Source organism: Nodosilinea nodulosa PCC 7104 (assembly GCF_000309385.1).
Classification (GTDB): domain Bacteria; phylum Cyanobacteriota; class Cyanobacteriia; order Phormidesmidales; family Phormidesmidaceae; genus Nodosilinea; species Nodosilinea nodulosa.
Genome location: NZ_JH976537.1, coordinates 1,000,135 through 1,020,945, shown reverse-complemented (window position 1 = coordinate 1,020,945; position 20,811 = coordinate 1,000,135). Strand labels below are relative to the sequence as shown.

Annotated in this window: 14 protein-coding genes; 5 read left to right on the top strand and 9 right to left on the bottom strand. The window is 61.4% G+C overall.

The annotated features are described in order from the left end of the window. Nucleotides 1-8: 8 nt before the first annotated feature. The 3 genes from LEPTO7104_RS0104430 to LEPTO7104_RS0104420 form a co-directional block, all read right to left on the bottom strand. Nucleotides 9-3,989 (bottom strand): SCO7613 C-terminal domain-containing membrane protein, encoded by a 3,981-nt coding sequence (locus LEPTO7104_RS0104430; protein WP_017297343.1) that lies wholly within the window; start codon nt 3,987-3,989, stop codon nt 9-11. Nucleotides 3,990-4,082: 93 nt separating this feature from the next. Beyond that, entirely contained in the window at nt 4,083-5,060 is a 978-nt protein-coding gene (gene hpsN / locus LEPTO7104_RS0104425) for a hormogonium polysaccharide biosynthesis glycosyltransferase HpsN (protein ID WP_017297342.1), read from the bottom strand. Nucleotides 5,061-5,153: 93 nt separating this feature from the next. Then, nucleotides 5,154-6,071 carry an NAD(+) kinase gene (locus tag LEPTO7104_RS0104420; RefSeq protein WP_017297341.1) on the bottom strand — a complete coding sequence of 306 codons (918 nt, stop codon included), beginning with the start codon at nt 6,069-6,071 and terminating at the stop codon, nt 5,154-5,156. 314 nt (nt 6,072-6,385) lie between these two features. On the opposite strand from LEPTO7104_RS0104420, the gene LEPTO7104_RS0104415 reads away from it, so the two are divergent. Next, a complete protein-coding gene (locus LEPTO7104_RS0104415; protein WP_017297340.1) occupies nt 6,386-6,646 on the top strand; it encodes a DUF3146 family protein in 261 nt (86 codons plus the stop codon). Between the two features lie 30 nt (nt 6,647-6,676). Here the strand turns inward: LEPTO7104_RS0104415 and LEPTO7104_RS36700 are convergent, their stop codons facing one another. Together LEPTO7104_RS36700 and LEPTO7104_RS0104405 are read right to left on the bottom strand one after the other, a co-directional pair. Continuing rightward, on the bottom strand, nt 6,677-7,249 hold the full coding sequence (locus LEPTO7104_RS36700; RefSeq protein ID WP_017297339.1) for a hypothetical protein: 573 nt from the start codon (nt 7,247-7,249) through the stop codon (nt 6,677-6,679). Between the two features lie 30 nt (nt 7,250-7,279). After that, complete coding sequence (locus LEPTO7104_RS0104405) at nt 7,280-7,633, bottom strand: RuvC family protein (RefSeq protein ID WP_225887079.1); 354 nt, start codon at nt 7,631-7,633, stop codon at nt 7,280-7,282. Nucleotides 7,634-8,050: 417 nt separating this feature from the next. Here LEPTO7104_RS0104405 and smc point away from each other — a divergent pair, with 417 nt between their 5' ends. Together smc and LEPTO7104_RS0104395 are read left to right on the top strand one after the other, a co-directional pair. After that, the gene (gene smc / locus LEPTO7104_RS0104400) at nt 8,051-11,773 is read left to right on the top strand and encodes a chromosome segregation protein SMC (protein ID WP_017297337.1); all 3,723 of its coding nucleotides are present in this window, start codon (nt 8,051-8,053) and stop codon (nt 11,771-11,773) included. Between the two features lie 236 nt (nt 11,774-12,009). Further along, nucleotides 12,010-12,933 carry a PRC-barrel domain-containing protein gene (locus LEPTO7104_RS0104395; RefSeq protein ID WP_017297336.1) on the top strand — a complete coding sequence of 308 codons (924 nt, stop codon included), beginning with the start codon at nt 12,010-12,012 and terminating at the stop codon, nt 12,931-12,933. A 4-nt stretch (nt 12,934-12,937) separates the two neighbouring features. Here LEPTO7104_RS0104395 and LEPTO7104_RS0104390 read toward each other — a convergent pair whose 3' ends face one another. From LEPTO7104_RS0104390 to bchD, 4 genes are all read right to left on the bottom strand, one after another. Continuing rightward, entirely contained in the window at nt 12,938-14,059 is a 1,122-nt protein-coding gene (locus LEPTO7104_RS0104390; RefSeq protein WP_017297335.1) for a DUF389 domain-containing protein, read from the bottom strand. Nucleotides 14,060-14,173: 114 nt separating this feature from the next. Continuing rightward, the gene (locus LEPTO7104_RS0104385; RefSeq protein WP_017297334.1) at nt 14,174-15,166 is read right to left on the bottom strand and encodes a pentapeptide repeat-containing protein; all 993 of its coding nucleotides are present in this window, start codon (nt 15,164-15,166) and stop codon (nt 14,174-14,176) included. Between the two features lie 13 nt (nt 15,167-15,179). Beyond that, the gene (locus LEPTO7104_RS0104380) at nt 15,180-17,078 is read right to left on the bottom strand and encodes an adenylate/guanylate cyclase domain-containing protein (RefSeq protein ID WP_026072360.1); all 1,899 of its coding nucleotides are present in this window, start codon (nt 17,076-17,078) and stop codon (nt 15,180-15,182) included. Nucleotides 17,079-17,207: 129 nt separating this feature from the next. Further along, nucleotides 17,208-19,253, bottom strand: coding sequence for a magnesium chelatase ATPase subunit D (bchD, locus tag LEPTO7104_RS0104375; protein ID WP_017297332.1), 2,046 nt, complete (start codon nt 19,251-19,253; stop codon nt 17,208-17,210). Nucleotides 19,254-19,588: 335 nt separating this feature from the next. On the opposite strand from bchD, the gene LEPTO7104_RS36695 reads away from it, so the two are divergent. Both LEPTO7104_RS36695 and LEPTO7104_RS0104365 read left to right on the top strand, forming a co-directional pair. Then, nucleotides 19,589-20,197, top strand: coding sequence for a hypothetical protein (locus LEPTO7104_RS36695; RefSeq protein WP_017297331.1), 609 nt, complete (start codon nt 19,589-19,591; stop codon nt 20,195-20,197). 108 nt (nt 20,198-20,305) lie between these two features. Beyond that, nucleotides 20,306-20,704: an allophanate hydrolase-related protein gene (locus LEPTO7104_RS0104365; RefSeq protein WP_017297330.1), complete on the top strand. Its 399-nt coding sequence runs from the start codon at nt 20,306-20,308 to the stop codon at nt 20,702-20,704. The last annotated feature ends 107 nt before the right edge of the window (nt 20,705-20,811 follow it).

Genomic DNA, 20,811 nt, shown 5'->3' with positions numbered 1-20,811 from the left:
GGCTGTCCTTACTGCCAATCGTCTAAATCTTGCCCCCAGTTCTGGGTGAGCTGGAGCCACTGGTCGCGGCGGCGCTCCACATCGGCGGCAATCCAGATCAGGGCGATGCCCACGACGATGCCCACCACCCACTTGATGAATGGGAAGGCCGAATTGAGCAGCACCAGCTGATTGAGGGCGTTGAGGGCAAAGATCACCGTGCCTACGTAGAGCGGAGCGCGCAGGCGCAGCAGCAGCCCAGCGGCGATCGCCCCCAAGGCCATGGCCCCTACCGGCAGCCCGGCCCACCGTTCTGTCATTAGGGCCGTCAGCAGAATAAGCCCTAGGGCAATTACCCGTAGCCAGTGACGCTGTTCTTTGCCTTCGGGCCGTTTCAGCGCTGGGTCAACCCGGGCGATGTAGAGCAGGGCCAGACCCAGGGGCAGCACCCAGGCGAGGCTATCGTCAATGGAGCGATTCTCTAGCCAGACCCAGATCGCCCAGGCAGCACAAAAGACAGAGAGATACGAGACGCGAATTTTACCGCTGTGCCAGGCCAGCCAGCCGTAGAACCCGGTCAGTACCCAGAGTGTGGGAATGTGATCAAATCCGCCCGTGAGCAGCGTTATCGCCAGGGGAACGCCCACCGCCATCACCCGCCAGGGCCGCTGGGGCCAGCCCCAGGTGGGCCAGGGCACCCAGTACACCGGCACCGCCACGGCACAGGCCACCACGCCCCACCAGGGATCCAGAGATCCTAGCGCTGGAAAGAGCGATCGCCCCAGGGCGAACCAGCCCACCAGTTCCCCTAGCCCGGCGTAGACCCAGGCGGATTGACTGGCGTCGGGGTTGGCCAACCGCCCCTGGCTGAGGGCGTAAACGATCAGGCTGGCCGCGATCGCCAGTCCCAACCATCCCAGGGTTGCCTGCCCAAAGCCAAGGCCAAGTCCCCCCCCCAGCATCAGCAGACTGGCGATCAGCCAGTGCAGGTGGGCGGCCCAGACCAGCTCGGTTTGGGGAATGCCGAGGGTGCGATCGATCTGTCCCGCCATTAGACGGTACCCGGTCATAATTAGCGCCGCCACCCCGGCCAGCACCAGCAGCGCATCGGCGGTTTCTCCCCCAGAGCCCAGCAGCATCTGGTAAATCACCAGTTCGTACCAGCCCACCGACAGCAGGCCCAGCGCCAGCCAGCGGGTGGGGGGAGACTGCATGCGTCGGCCTACTTCCAGAAGGAGCAGCGCTGCGCCCACGACCAGCCAGCCCGTCCAGGCGGTGGCGGTGTAGGCCCGCAGGGCCAGGGCCAGCCCGGCGTAGGCGAGGGTGAGATTGTGCAGCGGGGGAGCGAGGGCTGGGCGGGAACGGGCGATCGCCGCGGATGAGGCTAGGGCGATCGCCCCCAGGCCCAGGGTCGGCACCGCCAGGGCAACCGGCTCGGGATAGCGCTCGATGAGCATCCCCGACACCAGCAGTTCTACCCCCCAGCCCGCGAGGTAGACGGCCAGAGGGCGAAGATCGCCCCAGTAGCGCAGGGTGAGGGCCAGCAAAAAGGTCGCCAGAACGGCGACGATCAGGGGTCGGGGTTCGCGCCAGTCGAGGTAATAGCAGGCGATCGCGATCGTTGAAAGAACTAGCACACCAACGGCGAGGATGTGGCCCCAGCGATCGCAGGCCACCCGATACAGGGCAGATAGGGCAGGGGGGGCGGAGTTTTCCTGATGGGCGAGAGGCGATGGGTCGAGACTGATTCTAGCCAGCGATCGCCAGATTCCCCACAGCACCGCCATCAGCCCCACGGTGACCAATCCCCAAGCGGCCAAAGAGCGCGGCAGGTCCGGTATCCAATCCTCCAGGCTGCTGTAAACCCAGCCCAGCCCAAAGCCCACGGCCAAAAACGCTACCCCAGGGCGTCGGTAAAAACGGCTGTTTACCCCCGTCAGCACAGTGGCGGTGCCCAGCCCCACCAGCCGGGTTAAGGGCAGCCCTAGGGTAAAGGGCAGAGCAATCCCCGTAGTTAACACGCTGGCCGGATGGCGACCAATCAGCGCCAGCACCACCGGAATTACCAGCCCCAGCCAGCTCAGCTCAAAGGAAAACCCGTCGTCAATTAGGTATCCCCACAGCAGGGCATAGGTCATCGCCGACAGCCCCACGCCGTAGAGCCAGGCGCTGCTGCCCCACAGCCCGGGCAGCGCTTTGCTGAGCAGCAGGGCAACCGTAGCCAAAACAACAACCACGACCAGCCAGCGATTGAGGGATAGCCCCGGCCAGCGGTTGCCGATCGCCACCAGGGTGGTCACCAGGGCCAGGCCGTAGGTGACGACAATGCGCCAGCGGGCCAGGGGCGATCGCCGCCGGGTCACCACCAGCGCGGTGATGGTAGAGGCCACCAAATTTACGACCAGCACCGGGTTGCTGAGCAGACTCAGGCCGGTGAGAAGGACATTGCTGCCCAGGGCCAAACCATCGCTAAACTGCCCTAGCTTGGGCTTGCCCTGGCGCAGATACCAGTCGCCCAGGGCCACCATGCCAACCACGTAGGGAAACAGAGAAATTCCCAGCAGCGCGTCGCTGCCGCCGCTGATTTGCCCCCAACTGGCCAGCGGGGTGACGATGGTTTGCCGCAGCGAGCCCGGCAGCAGCTCCCAGCCGACAAAGGCGAGCTGTACGGCGATCGCGTAGGCAATCAGCAGATCGCGCCGCTGGCCCAGCTTGCCCAGGGCCTGAAGGCGCAGCCCCAGGCCCAGCAAACTCACCCCAAAGGCCTGGGCCAGCCAGTCGCCGATCGCCATCAGCCAGCCCCACCACAGCAGCCCCCTGCCTGCGACAATGCCCCACCGAGCGGTGCGATCGCCGTGAGATTCCGGCGTTGCAGCATCTTCTGGATTTGCCTCTGCCGCTGGTTTAGGCACCAGTCGCCGCTGGCCCAGCCCCACCCAGGTCGCGCCGTACAGACCAAAGGCGAGGCCAAATAGTCCCAGCTCCTGGGATTCTACAGCGGTGAGCCCTCGCGCCAGCAGGAGCCCCAGGGCTGCGGTGATGGCGATGGTGGGCCAGCGCAGACCCGAGGACATCCCTCGCTGCCGCTGACCGTAGACCGTGGCGGCAGCACTGCCCGCGACCCCAGCGTAGACCGCCAGAATGGGCACAGCTCCTAGGCCCCAGCCGGTGTGCAGGTAGGCCAGCCCCAGGGCATTGGCCTGCTCCAAGGGAGTGCTTTGGTGCTGGCGCAGCTCTTGCAGGGCCGCCAGGGTGAGGACCGTTGCCGTGATCGCCGCCACCACAAAACCGCCTCCCTGCCACACCCCCAGCCCATCTAAGGCCCAAAAGTTCAGCGGTACCAGCAGCAGGGTAATCATTTGCAGGGTTTTAGCGGTCAGCTGTAGATTGGCGCTGCGGCGGCACCACAGCCCCACCGCCCAAAACGCCAGCGTGTAGGCCAGCAGCACCAGGTACTGCCCCGCCGCATTGAACCGGGTCCACTGGGTGGCCGCCAGCACTGCCGACGACAGCACCACTAGGAACACCCCCAGCCCCAGCAGCCAGATCACGCTTAGCTCGCTCATGAGGCGGCTGAGCCACAGGCTGCTAGGGGAGGGCGATCGCGGCGCAGCGGGCGCGGCAGGGGCAGCCGATGGGGTGCTTTGGCGATCGCGGGCGGCTCTCGGGCGGCGCGATCGCGGTGGCGAATCCGCCGGAATAAAATCGGTAATCGGCGCAGCTCCGGCGGCCGGCTCCGGCCCTGGCGCATCCTCAGCGGCGATCGCCGTTTCAGGTTCGACAAAGGGATTTTCAGCAAAGGGATTTACCACCCCGCTCAGCTCCGACTCCGAAACCGCCGCCACCGCTGGCGACAGGTCGCAGCTGAGGTGAGTCCGGCAAAGTTCTTGCACCTGCCGCTCGGATATCAGCCCCAGGCGCAGCCAGCTGTCTAACCCTTCCAGCAGCCCCGGCTGGTCGGACGACAGATCGAGCTGTAATCGAATGGTGGAGTCTCGATCGTCAGCCATAGCCTGCCCTTAGGGAAACTTCTAGGATTATGGAGGCTGGCACGCAGAGCAGATTCCCCAGCCCCAGATTCTTAACGTCAAGGATTACAAGGATTACAGCGCTTTTGATGTCTTCTCCGCATAAAGTCGTCCGCGTTTGCCCGCTGTGGTGATCAGGGTGTAGACCGTGTAGAGCCATCCCGCCACAAAAAATCCCCCCCGACTGAGCACTTTTAGCGGATTGCCATCTTTGTTGCAGGGGGGGCGCCCCAGCACATGACAGTTGAAGAGCCGCCCGTAGAGGCGCAGATTTTGGCTTAGGGTGAGGTTTTTTAGGGCTAGCAAAAAGTGGTTGTGGTAAAAGTTCATCTGGTAGTTGAGCGATCGCGTCGCAATGTCATGGCAGCCGCCCGTCTCTTCCCCCAGGTGCACCAGATGGGCCTCGGGGTTGTACCAGATGATATAGCCGGTAGAGCGGATATGCAGGCAAAAGTCAGACTCTTCGCGCACGGCGCTGCCGTAAAACCGCTCGTCAAACCGCAGCCCGTGGCGATCGAATAGCTCTCGCCGGAACGACATATTGCAGCCCCGCGCCGTCAGCACTTGCTGGGGCTGAGTCGTGTGCACCAAATCCAGGTGATACCAGGCAATGCCGGGGTCCATGGCCGCTGGTGGCAGGTAGTCGATTTCCAGTTCTTTCTGCTCTGCCAGCTTCATGCGGTCAAACACCCGCCCGGCTACCGCCCCCACCTCGGGCCGTTCCATCAAGGTGCGGGCGTGGGCGTAGAGGTAGCCGGGGGGCAGCACCACATCGTCGTCAATGAAGATCACGATGTCGCTACGGCTGCGCTCAATGCCAAAATTTCGCGCCGCAGGCAGGCTCGCCCAGGGCACCCGGTGCCAGGCGATCGCCCCCGACTCTGCCCAGGCTTCCAGCGATCGCTGGGTTTCCGGCTCATGGCGCTGGGTTTGATCGACCACCACCACCTGGTAGGCCGGGTAGTCCTGGGCCAGCACGCTGCGCAGGGTGTCGCACAGCACCGCCTCCCGCTGGTACGTCGGGATGATCACAGCAAGGGTGGGCCAATCCATAGCGGCAGGGGATGTAGGACTCAGACCAGTATTCCCACCCTCTCCCCCCACTTTCCCCACCTTCCCCATCTCCTCACCTTCCCCACCTTCCCCTCAGGGCAGCTCCACCGAGGTTGGCTTAGCAATGTGCGGCAGCCCCCAGCCCAGCTTCTCCCTCAGCACCGTAAAAAACTCAGGCGGTTTGAGGCGAATAAACCGGGCCGGGTAGGGGGCGCGACAGGTTTTTACCTCGTCTTTGGTCATCACGTAGCAGCCCGCATTGCCGTCCACAATCAGCACCAGGGGATCTGGGTTGGCCGAGCGAATAGTCACCTGCTCGCGATCGGGGAACACCAGCCCCCGCGAGGCGAGCGAGTGGGGGCAAATGGGGATCAGCTGCGTGACCTCTACTCCCGGCGTGATCACCGGCCCCCCGGCGGACAGCGAGTAGGCCGTAGACCCCGTTGGGGTTGACAAAATAATGCCATCGGCGGCGATGTCCACTGGCGAGTGACAGCCAATCGCCACTTCAAAATGGCACATGCTGGTCAGGGGCTCGCGGTGCAGCACCATCTCGTTCAGGCACAGCGCCTCCCAGACCAGATCACTGCGGTGGAAGAGTCGGACGGCCATCATGCCCCGCTCTTCAATTTCGTAGTTGCCTTCTAGCACCTGCTCGATCGCCTGGGGCAGCTGGTTCATATAAGTTTCGGTCAAAAAACCCATGTGGCCAGTGTTTACCGTTAACAGGGGCACCCCAATCGGGGCCAGCTGGCGAAAGGCCGAGAGCACGGTGCCATCGCCCCCCAGCACTACGGCAAAGCTCATGTCCTCGTTGAAGTGAGGCGGTACCAGGCTGCCGAGGGGGGTATGACAAACCGGGCGATCGGGCTGAGAATAGCCCAAAATGCCGCCCATACCCGTAGCCAGACTCACGGTGCAGCCTCGCCGAGTCAGCTTCTCCTCCCATTCGAGAGCAGCCTGACAGGCCACAGGTTTAACGTCGTTGTAAATAATGCCAACCTTGGGCACAGGCAGGGTCCAACCTTACAATCGGTGCAGATGGGTGAACAAAACGCGTCCTACACCCGCTAAGATGCCGAACACGCCAAGGAAAACGCCAGAGGGGATCACAGTTTACCTTCCCCCTAGGCTACCGTTTTTTCGTCTAGGGTTAAACAGCCCCCGATTGAATTGCTTCGCTATCCCATGCATTTCGGGCCTTTGGTCGTATCGATGCCCACAATATTGGGGTAGACCACGGCCTACGCTACGGTTATCGTACCTGTGGGGGCTGGCCCAACCCACTGCCCACCTGCTGTTTTTACTGGTTTGCCTTTATCGCTGTGACCCGTCGCCAATCTGAAACTACCGCCTACGTTCGCATTACCCACCAGTCGTGGAGCCAGGGCCGCATTGAAGGGGAAGTGCGGGCCAGCACCTACGAGTGGCAGTTTCAGTGGCGCTTTCGCCAGGGCCAGCTGAGGGTCGAGCCATCGCTGGGCCGAGCGCTGATCTGCGAGCCCCTCAGCCGCTTTCTGGAGCGCTTTGACTATCAGCTTGAACCGGGCGGCGACTACTCGTTTACCATCCGGGCAAAGCTGTAGAGCGGATTTGAAGGGCTACAGGCCGTTCCACTACCGTTTCAGGTATTTTCGGGTCGACTTTTTAAGGACTCGAAAATAAATGCCGAAGATGACCAGGGACAGCGTGAAGTAAACAGTTGCGTATGCGGTTTGAAAAGAAGCCAGGATCAGGGTAGGAATGACAGTTGTTGCCAGGCCAAACAAGCCCAAAAAGGCGGCGAAGGTGGTTCTGTAGCTGCTCAGCAGCTTAGCCTCTTTTTCCAGATTCAAGCCAAAAACCCTGGGATCTTCCAGGGCATTTAGCGTTTTTCTGATCTCCTCTTCGTAGCCCTGGAGGTTATCGGCAAAAAAGATAATAAAGGACTGCTTGATCAAGTTCCAGAAGCCAATGATAGAAATAATTAGCAGCAGACTCAAAAACCCCAGAAACAACAGCCCGCTGTAGTCGACACCTGGATTTACCAGAACTACGATGTCTGCGATGGGCTTCCAAAGCGCTATGGTTGCCCCAATCACGCCCATTAGCCTCAGGTCTTCAAAGGCACTCTTGATGTAGTTCTCGGCCTGCTCACTGAGACGAACGTATTCCCTGTAGAGGTAATCTAGCCGTTGCTCGGGGTCCATATACTGCCTGTGGAAACTTGCTGTATTCAGTTATTCCCCTGTCAAACGGCTCAGATAGCGCTCGATCAGCAAAATGGCCACAATGTCGTCGATGGGGCGGGGGATTTTGCGCAATGGCTGCGGCATGAGCCCTGCTAATCCTTTGGGGGGATACATCTGCCAGTAGCGATCGCGCGCCTCCAGCGTGGTATATCGCTCATCTACCAGCATGATGCGCGGCGGATCGGGCAGTTGGCCAAGCCTATCTTTCCAGCCCCCGGAGGCGGTTTGATCGCCCAGCACAATCATTGAGATCGGGAACCGCTGGCGTAAGGCAGCAATCTCCTCCATCACCGCATCGGCGGCGACCACCTGCTGATAGCACAGCATTCGGTCCAGCCCCATAACGGCCAGACCACACTTTTGCCGGCCAGGATCAAAACCCAAAATCACAGGCTGAGACAGGGGTGGCGGGGTAGGCTGACTCACAGGGGCAGGGGGTTGAAGGTCCCCTCTATTGTGCCATCTAGACCAAATTCGCCCAGAAAGTTGCAGCGCCCCCCTCTGGCGCCCAAGATGAGGGCTTTGCGTTAGGTTCCGGGTGCCCTTCGCCACAGCGTAGAAAACGGGGAGGCACAATCCCTCCGCTTGGCCATGGGACCGGGGGCGGCCCTGCCATGGGGCGTACAAAACCTTCGCTTTGCACTAAACTTAGTCGGCGGCAGCACCCCAGACGGCGCTGTGGATCCTGATTGCCAGAAAGGGTGGTCAAACCCCCTGCCCTGTAGTACACTTGTCTCAAGCCTGAGGTAACGCTGGCCAGTGCACATCAAGCGTGTCGAGTTATCGCACTTCAAATCGTTTGGGGGTACGACCCAGGTTCCACTGCTGCCTGGGTTTACTGTTGTGTCTGGGCCTAACGGTTCGGGTAAGTCGAACATTCTAGACGCGCTGTTGTTTGGTTTGGGGCTGGCCAGCTCCAAGGGGATGCGGGCCGATCGCCTGCCCGATCTGGTCAACCAAAACCAGATGAGTCGGCGGGCTACCTCCGAGGCCAGCGTCACCGTCACGTTCGACCTCAGCGACGTACCCGCCGAACTGCTGATGGAGGGCAGCGACGACGGAGCCGCAGCCTCCAGCGGCAGCGCCAGTCTGGCCAGCGCTAACGGCCACAGCGTCAATAGCAACAGTGCCAATGGTCACAGTACCGACGGCCATGCCCCCGGCCTAGACATTTCGGCACCTGGGGACGCGGCTGAAAATATTGTTCCTCTGCCCGTGGGCCGCGAATGGAGCGTGACCCGACGGCTGCGGGTTACCAGTCAGGGTACCTATACCTCCAATTACTATATCAACGGCGAGCCCTGCACCCTCAACCAGCTCCACGAGCAGCTGCAGCGCTTCCACGTTTACCCCGAAGGCTACAACGTGGTGCTTCAGGGGGATGTCACCAGCATTATTTCGATGAACTCCCGCGAGCGCCGGGAGATCATTGATGAGCTGGCCGGAGTGGCGGCCTTCGATCGCAAAATTGACCAGGCCCGAGGCAAACTGGAGGCGGTGCGCGATCACGAAGATCGCTTTCGCATCGTGGAGCGCGAGCTGCAAACCCAGCTCGAACGTCTGGCCCAGGATCGGCAAAAGGCCGAGAAATACCAACGCCTGAAGGACACCTTTCAGGCCAAGAGCCAGTGGGAGGCGGTGCTGCTGTGGCAGTACCAGCAGCGGGCGATCGCGGCTCTGCGCCAAACCCTAGAGCAGGGCGAAGCCGAGTCAGCCCGACTGGCCCAGGCGATCGCCCAGGGGCAGGGGGCGATCGCGGCCCTGGAGGCCGAACTGGCCAGCCTGAACGCGCGCATTCGGGCCATGGGCGAAGACGAGCACCTGGCCCTCCAGGCCCAGGTTGCCACCCACGAGGCCGAGCTGCGCCAGCTCCAGCGCCAGGAGCAGGAGAACCGCGCGGCTACGAACCAGGCCGCCGCCCAGCGCCGCGACACCGAGATCGCCCAATTGCAGCAGCAGCGCGACCTCGAGCAGGTGGGGCAATCCATTGAGTCGCTGACCACGGGCGAGCTAGTCGCCCTGACTGAGGCCAAAAACCAGGTGCAGCAGTCCTTAGAAGAGCGCCGTCAGGCCACCCTGGCGATCGCCTCCCAGTCCCAGGCCAGCCTTCAGCAGCAAACCCAGCTGCGCCAGGCGATCGAAACCCTGCGCCAGGCGATCGAGCCCCAGCGGGCCGAGCAGATTCGGCTCCAGGAGCGGCTGCGCCAGCTAGAGCAGCAGATCGAAGCGCTCACCGAGCAGCACCGCAGCCTGGGAGAAGCCCCGCTAGTATCTGAAGATTCGGGGCTGCCCCAGCGGCTGGGGGCGGCAGAAAAAGAAATCCAGGCCACCGCCGCCAGCATTGCCGCCGCCGAGGCCGAGCTAGCGGTTCAGCGCGACACCCAGACCCGCCTGCTCAGAGAACAGCGCGACAAACAGCGCGAGCTCGACAAACTTGAAGCCCAAACCCAGGCGATGCAAGAAAGCCAGGGTACCCACGCCACCCGGCTACTGCTAGAGAGCGGCCTGGCGGGCATCAGCGGCCTGGTGGCTCAGCTGGGCAAGGTCGATCCCAAGTATCAGCTAGCCCTGGAAATCGCCGCCGGGGCGCGGCTGGGCTACCTGGTTGTCGAAACTGACCAGGTGGCGGCCCAGGGCATCCAGTTCCTCAAACAGCGCAAGGCAGGGCGGGCTACGTTTCTACCACTCAACAAAATTCGCGCCCCCCGGTTTACGCCGGTGCCCGACTGGAAGCGCCCCGATGGCTTTCTCGACTACGCCGTCAACCTGATCGACTGCGACCCGCGCTATCGCGATATTTTTGGCTACACCTTTGGCAGCACTGTGGTGTTCGACACGCTCCAGTCAGCTCGGCAGCACCTGGGCGACTACCGCATCGTCACCCTGGAGGGCGAAATTCTGGAAACCAGCGGCGCCATGACCGGGGGCAATGTGTCGTCGCGCTCTGGCAGCCTGCACTTTGGCACCGTTGAACCGGCAGAATCTACCGAGGCCCAGGCCCTGCGCCAGCGGCTGGGGGATATTGAGGTGATGCTGGAGCGCTGCGATCGCGATCTCAACACCACCTCCGGCACGCTGCAAACCCTCTCTCAAACGCTGATTGCCCAGCGTCAGCAGTACCGCGAGCTTCAGCTGGCGGGCGAGCAGCAGCAGAGTCAGCAGCAGCAGCAGGCCCAGCAGCGTGCTCAGCTCGACCGGCAGCTCAGTCAGCATCAGCAAGAGCTTGCCAGCACCCAGGCTCGCCTGCAAGAGTTAGCAGAATCCCTACCGATCCAAGCGGCTGAAATTGACCGTCAGCAGCAGGCCCTCAGCCAGCTAGAGCAGTCCCAGGCCCACAGCGAATGGCAGCAGGCCCAGGCTGCCGTGGGGCAGCTAGAGGCCCAGCTCAGCGGTCGCCAGCAGGAGCTCCGGGCCGCCGAGCAGCGCCTGCAAGATCTGCATAACCAGCGCCAGCAGCTCACCTTGGCCCTCGACCAGGCCCAGCAGACCCTCACGGCCCTGACCCAGCAGCAGGGCGATCGCGACCGGCAGCTCACCCAGCTCCAGCAGCAGCAGGCTGTCTTAAATCAAGAAATCGCCCAGCTGCGCCAGTCCATGGCCGTCCTCGACCAAACCCTGGCCGCCGAAAAAGCCGCCCGCGACGCGCTTGAAGGGCGGCTACGCACCCAGCGTACCCAAACCCAGCAGCAGGAGTGGGAGCGCCAAAAACTGATCGAAACCCAGCAGGAGCGGCGTCAGCAGCTAGCCGAGGCCCAGGAGTTGTTGGCCACCCAGGCGGCTGAGCTCCCCGATCCACTGCCGGAGATTCCCCCTGAAACCGACTTAGAGGAATTGCGCAAAGAGCTGCGATCGCTCCAGCGCCGCATGGAAGCTATGGAGCCGGTCAACATGCTGGCCCTGGAAGAATACAACCGCACCGAGGAGCGCCTGGGCGAACTTACCCACAAGCTCACCACCCTAGAAGAAGAGCGCACCGAGCTGCTGCTGCGGATCGAAACCTTTACCACCCTGCGCCGCCAGGCCTTCACCGAAGCCTACGACGCTGTCAACCTAAACTTTCAGACTATCTTTGCCGAACTCTCCGACGGCGACGGCCATCTCCAGCTTGAAGACCCCGAAGACCCCTTCAACGGTGGTCTCAACCTAGTGGCCCACCCCAAGGGTAAGCCCGTGCGACGGCTGGCCTCGATGTCGGGGGGCGAAAAATCCCTCACCGCTCTGGGATTTATCTTTGCGCTCCAGCGCTATCGCCCCTCTCCCTTCTACGCCTTCGACGAGGTAGACATGTTTCTCGACGGGGCCAATGTAGAACGCCTCTCCCGCATGATTAAGCGCCAGGCTGAACAGGCTCAGTTCATTGTGGTCAGTTTGCGCCGTCCCATGATCGAGGCGGCCCAGCGCACCATCGGCGTCACCCAGGCGCGGGGTGCCTACACCCAGGTGCTCGGCATCGACCTGGAGGCCCAGGGCGCAACGCTGTAGCTCTTCTGCCTAGATAACTCCGGCCCGGAGAGGGGTGGTGGCAAGAGGGCTGTGTTTGGGGGGTTAGGGTGCTTCGATTGCGTCTGGTAGTTCGGTCTTTCCTCCTGTAGAATTAGACGATTCTGGTTAAGATAGCTATTCAGGTTAAGGTGCCAAATTTACCTTGGGTAATGCGGTCTACCGGATGCCTGGCTTCACCAGCGCTCTGTTGTCTCGGTCCACGAGATGGATTAAACATGACCTTAGACAAATATCGTCTTCGCTCTGACTTCTTAGGTACGCAGGTCATTACCCGCAACTCGGGCCAGCGACTAGGGATTGTCAGCCAGGTTTGGGTTGATGTAGACCAGCGAGAAGTCGTGGCCATTGGCCTGCGGGAAAATATTATGTCTGGGCTGGTTTCAAGCACCCAGCAGGTCATGCCCCTAACCAACATCCGCCAAATTGGCGACGTCATTCTGGTCGATGACGAGGCCGCCATGGAAGACGAGATCAGCGTGGCCCCCTACAGCACCCTAGTCAACTGCGAAGTGATTACCGAAACCGGTGAGCCCCTGGGCCGGGTACGCGGCTTTAAATTTGACGTCACCAACGGGCGCATAGAAACCATTGTGATCGCCTCCTTTGGGCTGCCCCAAATTCCTGACCAGGTGATTAGCACCTACGAACTCTCCATCGATGAGGTCGTCAGCAGCGGTCCCGATCGCCTAATTGTCTTTGAGGGCGCCGAAGAAAAAATGGTGCAGCTCAGCGTTGGCCTGCTGGAGCGCCTCGGTATCGGCAGCGCCCCCTGGGACCGCAACGATGACAGCGAGTACATCATGCCGGTGTCAACCGCCAACCAGCTGCCCTCTGGGGTACAGGTGCCCGCCGAGTTCTCTAAGGCTCGCCCCGCCACCGCCGAAGAGCGCTGGAGTGATGACGACTGGGGTGAACCCGAGCGCATCGAAGAACCGCTCCAGGCCCAGCAGCCCGCCGAGCGCTACCAGGCCGCCACCCTCGACGATCAGAGCGGCTACAAAGCCTACGAAGCCGACTTCCAGGATGTCACCGAAGATGTCTGGACCGAGGAAGATGAGGGCCATCCCTACCAGGCCAAACCCCTCAATATTCCCCAAAAGAAAAAAGTTACCGAGTACGAAGAAGAGCTGGACTATTGAGCCTCTACTGCCCGTCGCTGTTCGCTGCGGGTGGGCTGCTTGTGATCGCCTCTACCTGGCTTACCAAAAATGTAAGCCTGTAGGGGCGGCCCATTTCCTTAGTTAAGAACTGCTCCAGTAGCTCCACCTGCTTAGGGGAAATTGGCTCTGAGGAGCGTACCGTGAGGGATATGTCGGGCGGAGTGGTCAACCAGTTGGCGTCCATATCTACCAGGGTGACGCGCTGAAAGGTAAGCGTGCGATCGAGCAGGGCTGTTCTGATGCTCGCTTCTAGCTGGTTTTGCTGGAGCAGTTGCAGGGTGCTGGCCCCCAGGGGGACAACCAGCAGCGCCGTAAAGATCAGCGTAATGCCCAGGGGCCGCCGGGCGCGATGCACCATAGAGTAGCCAAACAGCACAAAGGCCACCATGCAGGCCAGCGTAATGCCAAACAGGTTGGTCAGGTAGAGCAGCAGAGCCCCCAGACTGAGCGACAGGTTGCCCTGGCCGAGCCACAGCCCCACGACACAGATGGGCGGCATGAGGGCAACCGCGATCGCCGTACCCGCAACGGTGCTCGACAATTTTGGCTCTACCTTAGCGACCCCCGCCAGCGCCCCAGCGGTAACCGCAATGCCCAGATCGAGCAGGGTGGGCTGGGTGCGGCCCATCACCTCGCTGCCAAACTGGGCTACCCCGGTCAGTGCCCCCAACAGAGCAGAGATGGTTACCGCCAGCAGCGAACCGACCGTCAGGGCGAGAAGGCTGGTGCGAATCAGGGGGCGATCCGCCTCTAGAATGCCAAAGGCTGCGCCGCGAATAGGCAGCATTAGAGGCGCAATCAGCATGGCCCCAATAATCACGGCGGCGCTGTTAGAGAGCAGCCCTAAGGTAGCAATAATGCACGATCCCACCACCAGCACCAGGTAGTGCCAGCTCAGCTGAGACTCTTCTTTCAGGTCTTGCCGGAGCCGAGTTAAGTCGCCCGCTGCAACCAAACGCCGCCTGGGCGACAGGGCGTTCTCAACCCAGGCCGCTGCGCCCAGGAGGGTATCCCACAGCCAGACCTGAACTGCGAGCCAGCCTCGGTAGCCATACTGCCCAACGAGCCGCAGCCACAGCCGCAGTTTGGATTGATCAAACTTCAAGACTTAGTCCTCAGCTAACGGTGCCAGGGTCACTGAAGTAGTGCCTGGAGAATGTGTGCCTGGAGGGTATGTGCCTAGAGGGTATGTGCCTAGAGGGTATAGACGACTTGCTAACTATCCGTGAATACTACCATCGGGCATGGTGGCTCCGGTCAGAATGACGTTGCTCAGCGTGGTACTGCTGATTTCGGCTCGCTCTAGAATAGCCTCGCTCAAGTTGCTATCGGTGAGATCGGCCCGGCCTAGGTAGGCTTCGACCAGTAGGGCTTTGGTAAGAACAGATCGGCGCAGGCTTACCCGGCTCAGGTCGGCCCGGCTAAACCGAGAGTTGGCCAGGTCGCAGTCATCCATTTTGGCCAGGGCCATAACGGCATCGCTAAAGTCGGCCCCCCTGGCATTGGCACGGTTGAGGTTTGCCTGACTGAGGTTGCTGCGGGGAAAGCGACAATAGGTCAGATCCGCCGACTCTAAACAGCTCTGGCTGAGGTCGACATCGCTGAGGTTGGCGTTGCACAAGATGGCCCCTTGCAGGTTGGCCCCCTTTAAGCTGGCATCGCGCAGCACCGCTTCGCTCAGGTTGGCCCCGCTGAGGTCAACGTAGGCCAGATCGGCACCCGATAGGTTAGTGCCTCGCAAATCGGCCAGGCGCAGCTTTGCCCCGCGCAGGTTGGTGGCATATTTGCGGTTTTCCTGGCGCAGGTTAGCTCCTCGCAGACAGGCTCCGGTCAGGTTAGCACCGCTGAGGTCGGCATTGCGCAGGTCGGCTCCAGTGAGGTTGGCGTCTAGCAGGTCGGCCAGAGCCATGTTGGCACTGCGTAAGTCGGCTCCTTGCAGGCTGGCGCCGTGCAGGTCGGCATCGCGCAGCATGGCCGCCGACAGGTCCGCCTGATTGAGGTTGGCTCCACCCAGGCGCGCCCGCGAGAGGTTGGCCTGACGAAACCTGACTCGGGTGAGAAAGGCCAGCATCAGGTTGGCGTTTTCGAGGTCGGCCTGCACCATGTTGGCCCCAATCAGATCGGCTCCAGCCAGATCAATGCCAACTAAGGCCTCACCCTTAAAATCCATCTCGCCACGGGCGTAGGCATCGAGCAGTTCACGGGCGTTCATATTGATAGGGGGCTTAGGCAGAGGAGCGGACGGAGGATTGGGCCACTACGGCAGGGCGATCGCTGAGGTTAGTTAACTCCCGGCCCTTTTCAAGGGGGGATGACTGACTCTGGACAGATACTCCCGCAGGCTCTAGCGCTGCGTTAGGGTCCTGGGGATAGTAGGCCCGCATGGCTTGGGTAATGGCGCTAGCCGCCTGCCCGCCGTCGCCGGCCCGGCCTAGGCAGTGGGCAATAATGGATAGCTTACTGTCTAAATCAGTATAGGTGGGGCAATATTCAAAGGTTTGCTGAAGTAAATCGTTGAGGGTGCGGCGATTGAGGTTAGACCAGTCTTGCGAGGTGTAGCCGAAGGGGCCGTACAGGCAAGAGTACAGCAGAATTTTGGCCCGCAGCGGGTTGGCGTACTGAAGAATTTCACTCCGCAGGTCAAACAGGGACGAGCGATCGTGCCGGGGACCACTATTTTCAGTCTCAAAGCTCAGGGGGTGGGAGAGCGTACCGTGGAGGGTGGTCAAATCGGCGGGCTGATCAGGTCCAGCCAAACTGGTGAGGGTGGTATAGCCTCCCTCAACGCTCTGGACTGAGGGGCCGGATGGTTCGGCCAGAGCCGCAGCATCCCCTAGTGCTGTCGATTCGACCAGGGCCGTAGCACCGGATAACGCCTCCGGCTGGCTTTGGTACAACGGCTGAAAGCCCAAGACAATTTGGTTGGCCAAGCGGGTGTACTGCTGCCGTCGGTTGAGGTGTTTAACAATACGGCCCAGCCGATAGCGTAGGTCCTGGGTGGTGGGGGCCATGGTTAAGGTCTGCTGAATCAGCCCTGGCAAATAGATTTGGTTAAGGCAGGTGGGGTCGTTCTCCCAGCCGCCGTGGCAGAGACAGTGGATGAGCTTGCGCAGCCGCAGCGCGTCGGGGCTTTGGTCGAACGTTTCGGCAATGGCCTGGCAGCGTTCTTCCAGCGATCGCACCGTCAGCTGAGTAAACTCAGGATCGGCGGTTTCAGAATTTTGAAACAGCGATCGCCCGTACCAGGGCTGGAGCTGCTTGAGAATAATCTCAGTTACTTCGTTGTAAAAATCTCGGCGATTTAGCCCAGCTACCACTCGCTGCAGCTGGTCTTCCAGATCGGCCAGGGCGGGATAGCGATCGCGCAGCGAGAGCAGCAGCACCCGCAGATCAAACTGCTCCAACACCTTTGGGTCGTTCTCCCAGGCCTGCTGGTAGGTGGCAAACACGAGTTTTTTAATCCGCAGGCTGTGGGTGTGGGTACTGAGGGTGCGCACGGCGTTGGCCAGCAGGGCCTCGGTGGTCATGGGCAGAGTGCAGGTATGATCCTCAGACCCCTGCGGCCCCGCCTCGGTCTCTTCGGCCTGGAGGGCCAGCTGGTAGGCGGGCACCGGCTCTTCGATGTTTTTGAGGTGCAGCGGCCCCAAAAAGGTAGTGTGCAGATTCAGCCGGGCCTTGACCACGTCGTAGATGGTGCGCGATACACACAGGCCTCGGGGTTTGGAGTAGGTTTGCAGCCGCGCGGTAATGTTTACCCCGTTGCCCATCACATCCTGCTCGCTGACCAGAATATCGCCCAGGTGAATGCCAATGCGGTGATCCAGGTACTGGTGAGGCTCCAGGCCTTCGGCCAGATCGACCAGCCGTCGCTGCATCTCTAGCCCGCAGGAGACCGCCTCAACCGCGCTGAGGAAATAAATCAGCAGGCCGTCGCCAGTGGACTTGAGCACCGTACCGCCAAACTCTCGGCAGATGTCGCCAATTAGGGTAAGGTCGCGATCGATCAGCCTTAGCGTGCGCTCTTCATCGACCGACATGCGGGTGCTAAACCCCACCGCGTCGGTAATCATGATAGCGGCGAGCAGGCGTTGCCCCTGGGATAACGATGACACTCGACGTTCCATGGCGACTCGCGGTGGTGCACAGCAGATGTGGGCCATATCTAGGGCGGACAGCCCCCCAGACGCTTATACCTTACATATTGCCCGTCTAGACCCTCCGATGCGCTAAATAGAGGCCGGAACCAGAACTGTTTACCCAGTCTTCATATCGGCGATCGCCCCTCGGGCCATGGCGGCAATGGCCTGGTCAGTGGCCTTGGGCAGCTGGTAGTAGCGGCCTCCGGCGGTCTTGGCCAACTCTTTACCGAATCCAGTGGAGACAAACTTGCGCTCAGTATCAATAATCAGGAGTTGATAACCAACGCCGCGAATGCGACCGGCAATCTCCAGCAGTTCCTGCTTGATGTCGGGCTTAGGGGCGTCGGGCTCGGGCATTTCGCCCAGGGAGCGGGCCAGGGGCACATTGCCGCGACCGTCGGTAATCGCCACGATCACCACGCTGCCCACATCCCCCGACTGCTGGGCATTGATGCCCACCCGTACCGCCTGGGTCAGACCGTGGGCCAGGGGCGAGCCGCCGCCGCAGGGCATGCGCTCTAGCCGCCGCCGCGCCATGGCAATGGAGCGAGTCGGGGGCAGCAGCACCTCCGCCTGTTCGCCCCGAAATGGAATGAGCGCCACCTGGTCGCGGTTTTGGTAGGCCTCGGTCAGTAGTTCCAGCACCGCCCCCTTGGCCGACTGCATCCGGTTTAGCGCCATTGAGCCTGAGGCATCGACGACAAAAATAATCAGCGAACCCGCTTTGCGGGCCAGGCGCTTGGCGCGAATATCGCCCTGCTCCACGATCACCCGGCGACCGGGTTCGCGCTCGCGGCGAGATTTTTGGTAGGGGGCGGCGGCCCTGAGGGTGGCATCTACCGCAATCCGGCGCACCGGCCCCTGGGGCAAAAAGGGCTTGATGTAGCGGCCCCGCTCTTCGGAAAAAATCAGGTTAGCTTTGCCCGACTTGCCCTGGCGACCCATGGTTTGAGCAAACAGCAGCATTGATGGGTCAATGATGACGCCCTCTGGGTCGAAGATAAACTCCTCAGGGATGCTGGGGGGGATGTCGTCTTCGTCGGGGGTATCGTCCTCGTCGTCCTCGTCTGTGTCTTGCTCCTCAGTATTGTCCTGGGGTTCTTCCTGGTCGGGGTCGGAGGGCGGCGGCGGGGGCGGCGGCGGCGGTTCGTCGGGTGGCTCCTGGGGCAGCAGAGAGCGGGGCACAATCACCAGCTCCACCGCCACTCGCAGGTCGTCGGCTGTCACCTCGGCGCGGCCCTCTAGGGCGGCGTGGGCCTTGGCTACCCGCACCGCAAACAGCTCGGCCCGGTGGCCCTGAATGCCTCCCCGCAGGGCCTCGGTAACCAGGTACTGAATTTGCTCGCGGCTGATGGTGACATCCTTGAGCCATTCCCGCGCCAGAATGATCTGGGTCCTGAGGGCGTCGATTTCGTCGGCGTAGGCGGCGATCACCGCCTGGGGATCGTTGGCAAACTGGGTGGATTGCTCCACTGCCGTGACTCGATCGCCTAGGGTCATGGCTCCGTCGGCGGAGAGGGCGATCGCAATGCGGTCTAACAAATGCTGCCGCAGCGGCCCGGCTTCAGGGTTGTAGGTGGCGATCAGCAGCGGCTCGCAGGGGTGCTGAAAACTCAGCCCTTCCCGCTCAATCTGGTTGCGGCGGGCGGTGAGGGCAGCCAGCAGCAGGTTGGCCACCTGATCGTCAAGCAGGTTGATGTCGTCGACGTAGAGCACCCCCCGATTGGAGGCGGCCAGCAGCCCCGGCTGAAACACGCTCTCGCCAGCCTGAATGGAGCGGGCCACATCGACGGAGCCCAACAGCCGATCTTCGGTCACCCCAAGCGGAATCTGTATAAAGGGGGCCGGAATAACGCGGGTAGGCAGGTCGGCAACATCAAAACTGTCGCCGAAGCGATCGCGGGTTTGATCGTCCCACAGCGGCGGGGCGGCGGGGTCGGCATTGCAGCAGGACCCCTCAATCACTTCGATGGGGGGCAAGAGCTGATGCAGCGCCCGAGCCATCACCGATTTAGCGGTGCCCCGACGTCCGGCAATCACCGCCCCGCCCAGGCTGGGGTCCACCGCCGCCAGCAGCAGGGCCATTTTGATCGCCCCCTGCTCGACCACCGCCGCCAGGGGAAACACAACCGGAATTGGGGAATCTACTGTGGCTGTCATAGCGGGGGCAGCGTACTCAAGATCGGCAAGGGTTCAGACTTTCACCATATCAGGAATTGCCCAACCCTACGCTTCGCTTGACCTGGCTAAAGCAGAGCTGGGAGCTGAGCGGCGGGCCAGCGATCCGCCCGGGAGCCGTGCTGTGTTGCGTTGTGTTGCGAACAGCCAAAAGTCTCCGTATTTTCCCTGGCCAACCCTTTTTTGAGGCCGCGAAACCTCCGTTATTTCAACATTGGGAAATTACTGACCATCCCCCATGCTATTGGGTAAACCTACTGTGTTGCTGGGGTTACGGCCCTGGTGACGGCCCCACTCACCGCAACTTCTCCTGCCCTATGAGCGTCTCCCCCCGCCTCGATTCCCTGGCTTCCCTGACGGCTGCGTCAACCTCAGCCATTGCCTGTAAGCTTCTGTTTGACCGCGACCTGTATACCCCTTGCCACATTCGGGTACCCGATACCGACCACCGCCTGTCGGCCATCTACGTAGATAACCAGTTCTACAGCTTTCTCAAAGTCGTACCCGAGGCCCGTAAGGCCATCGATGTGGTGATGCGTTTAGGCAAGCGAGATTCCATTGCCGCTATCACTCAAACGCGCCGGGGCTATGCGGTATGGGCCCACGAGGTCGGTGCCCGCTATGCGCCCCCCGCCCGGCAGCAGGGCTATGGTATTCGGCCAATGCTGGGGCCTCAGCCCTGTCTGATGGTGGCCGACGAGAACGCTTACCAAACCTGCCGCCTGCAGGTGCCCGATGTGACCAAGCCCCTAATGGCGCTGACTTACAACAATCGCTACTACAGCTTTTTTAAGCAGGATACCGATGCGGTGAAGGTGCTGGATATTGCGGCCAAGCTGGCTCGCCGGGGGGATGAAACGCTGCTGGTCATTGAACCACCTACATTTACGCTGGCGCTGCTGGAACCCAATGGCCGCATGGTCTAACGGTCAAGCTGAAGACTGTATGCAAAAAAATGTGTTGAGGGCGGCGTGATCCTCTAAGGTTGTAAATTGGAAACCTTTTGCGCTACCCCTGGCACTGGAACGCTCGCCATGACTGACACGACCGAAAACGTTACCGTATTTATTTGCGGCTCGGCTCTGCGCGGCCAGCCCGACAACCAAAATCTGCAAGATGCAGCGTTTGTGGGGGCCACCGAGACGTCTCCCATCTACCGTTTACACGCGGTGAAGGATGGCTGGCATCCTGGCATTTACGAAGTCGAGGCCGACGGTATTGCCATTCCGGGAGAGCTGTACGTGATGACGGCGGAGCAGTACGCCTACCTGAAGGACAACGAGCCGCCCCACATGTATCCCCACGAGGTGAAGCTGGCCGACGGGGGCACGGCGATCGCGTTTCTGTATCCCAAAGCGCTGATTGACGAGCACGGCTGGCCCGATATTTCGGCCTACGGCGGGTGGGCGGCCTACAAGGCTGCCACGACCTAGGCTGCGGACTTGACGGATTTAATCTACTCCCGGCCAGTTAACCAGAATCCCCTGCTCGCGTTAGAGGTGCCCCTCTGAACTGAGTCGGGGATTTTGGCTTTTTTAGG

Coding starts and splice junctions, on each gene's coding strand:
- LEPTO7104_RS0104430 (WP_017297343.1), bottom strand. CDS start 3,989: ATGGCTGACGATCGAGACTCCACCATTCGATTACAGCTCGATCTGTCG.
- hpsN (WP_017297342.1), bottom strand. CDS start 5,060: ATGGATTGGCCCACCCTTGCTGTGATCATCCCGACGTACCAGCGGGAG.
- LEPTO7104_RS36700 (WP_017297339.1), bottom strand. CDS start 7,249: ATGGACCCCGAGCAACGGCTAGATTACCTCTACAGGGAATACGTTCGT.
- LEPTO7104_RS0104405 (WP_225887079.1), bottom strand. CDS start 7,633: ATGGGGCTGGACCGAATGCTGTGCTATCAGCAGGTGGTCGCCGCCGAT.
- LEPTO7104_RS0104395 (WP_017297336.1), top strand. CDS start 12,010: ATGACCTTAGACAAATATCGTCTTCGCTCTGACTTCTTAGGTACGCAG.
- LEPTO7104_RS0104385 (WP_017297334.1), bottom strand. CDS start 15,166: ATGAACGCCCGTGAACTGCTCGATGCCTACGCCCGTGGCGAGATGGAT.
- LEPTO7104_RS0104380 (WP_026072360.1), bottom strand. CDS start 17,078: ATGGAACGTCGAGTGTCATCGTTATCCCAGGGGCAACGCCTGCTCGCC.
- bchD (WP_017297332.1), bottom strand. CDS start 19,253: ATGACAGCCACAGTAGATTCCCCAATTCCGGTTGTGTTTCCCCTGGCG.
- LEPTO7104_RS36695 (WP_017297331.1), top strand. CDS start 19,589: ATGAGCGTCTCCCCCCGCCTCGATTCCCTGGCTTCCCTGACGGCTGCG.
- LEPTO7104_RS0104365 (WP_017297330.1), top strand. CDS start 20,306: ATGACTGACACGACCGAAAACGTTACCGTATTTATTTGCGGCTCGGCT.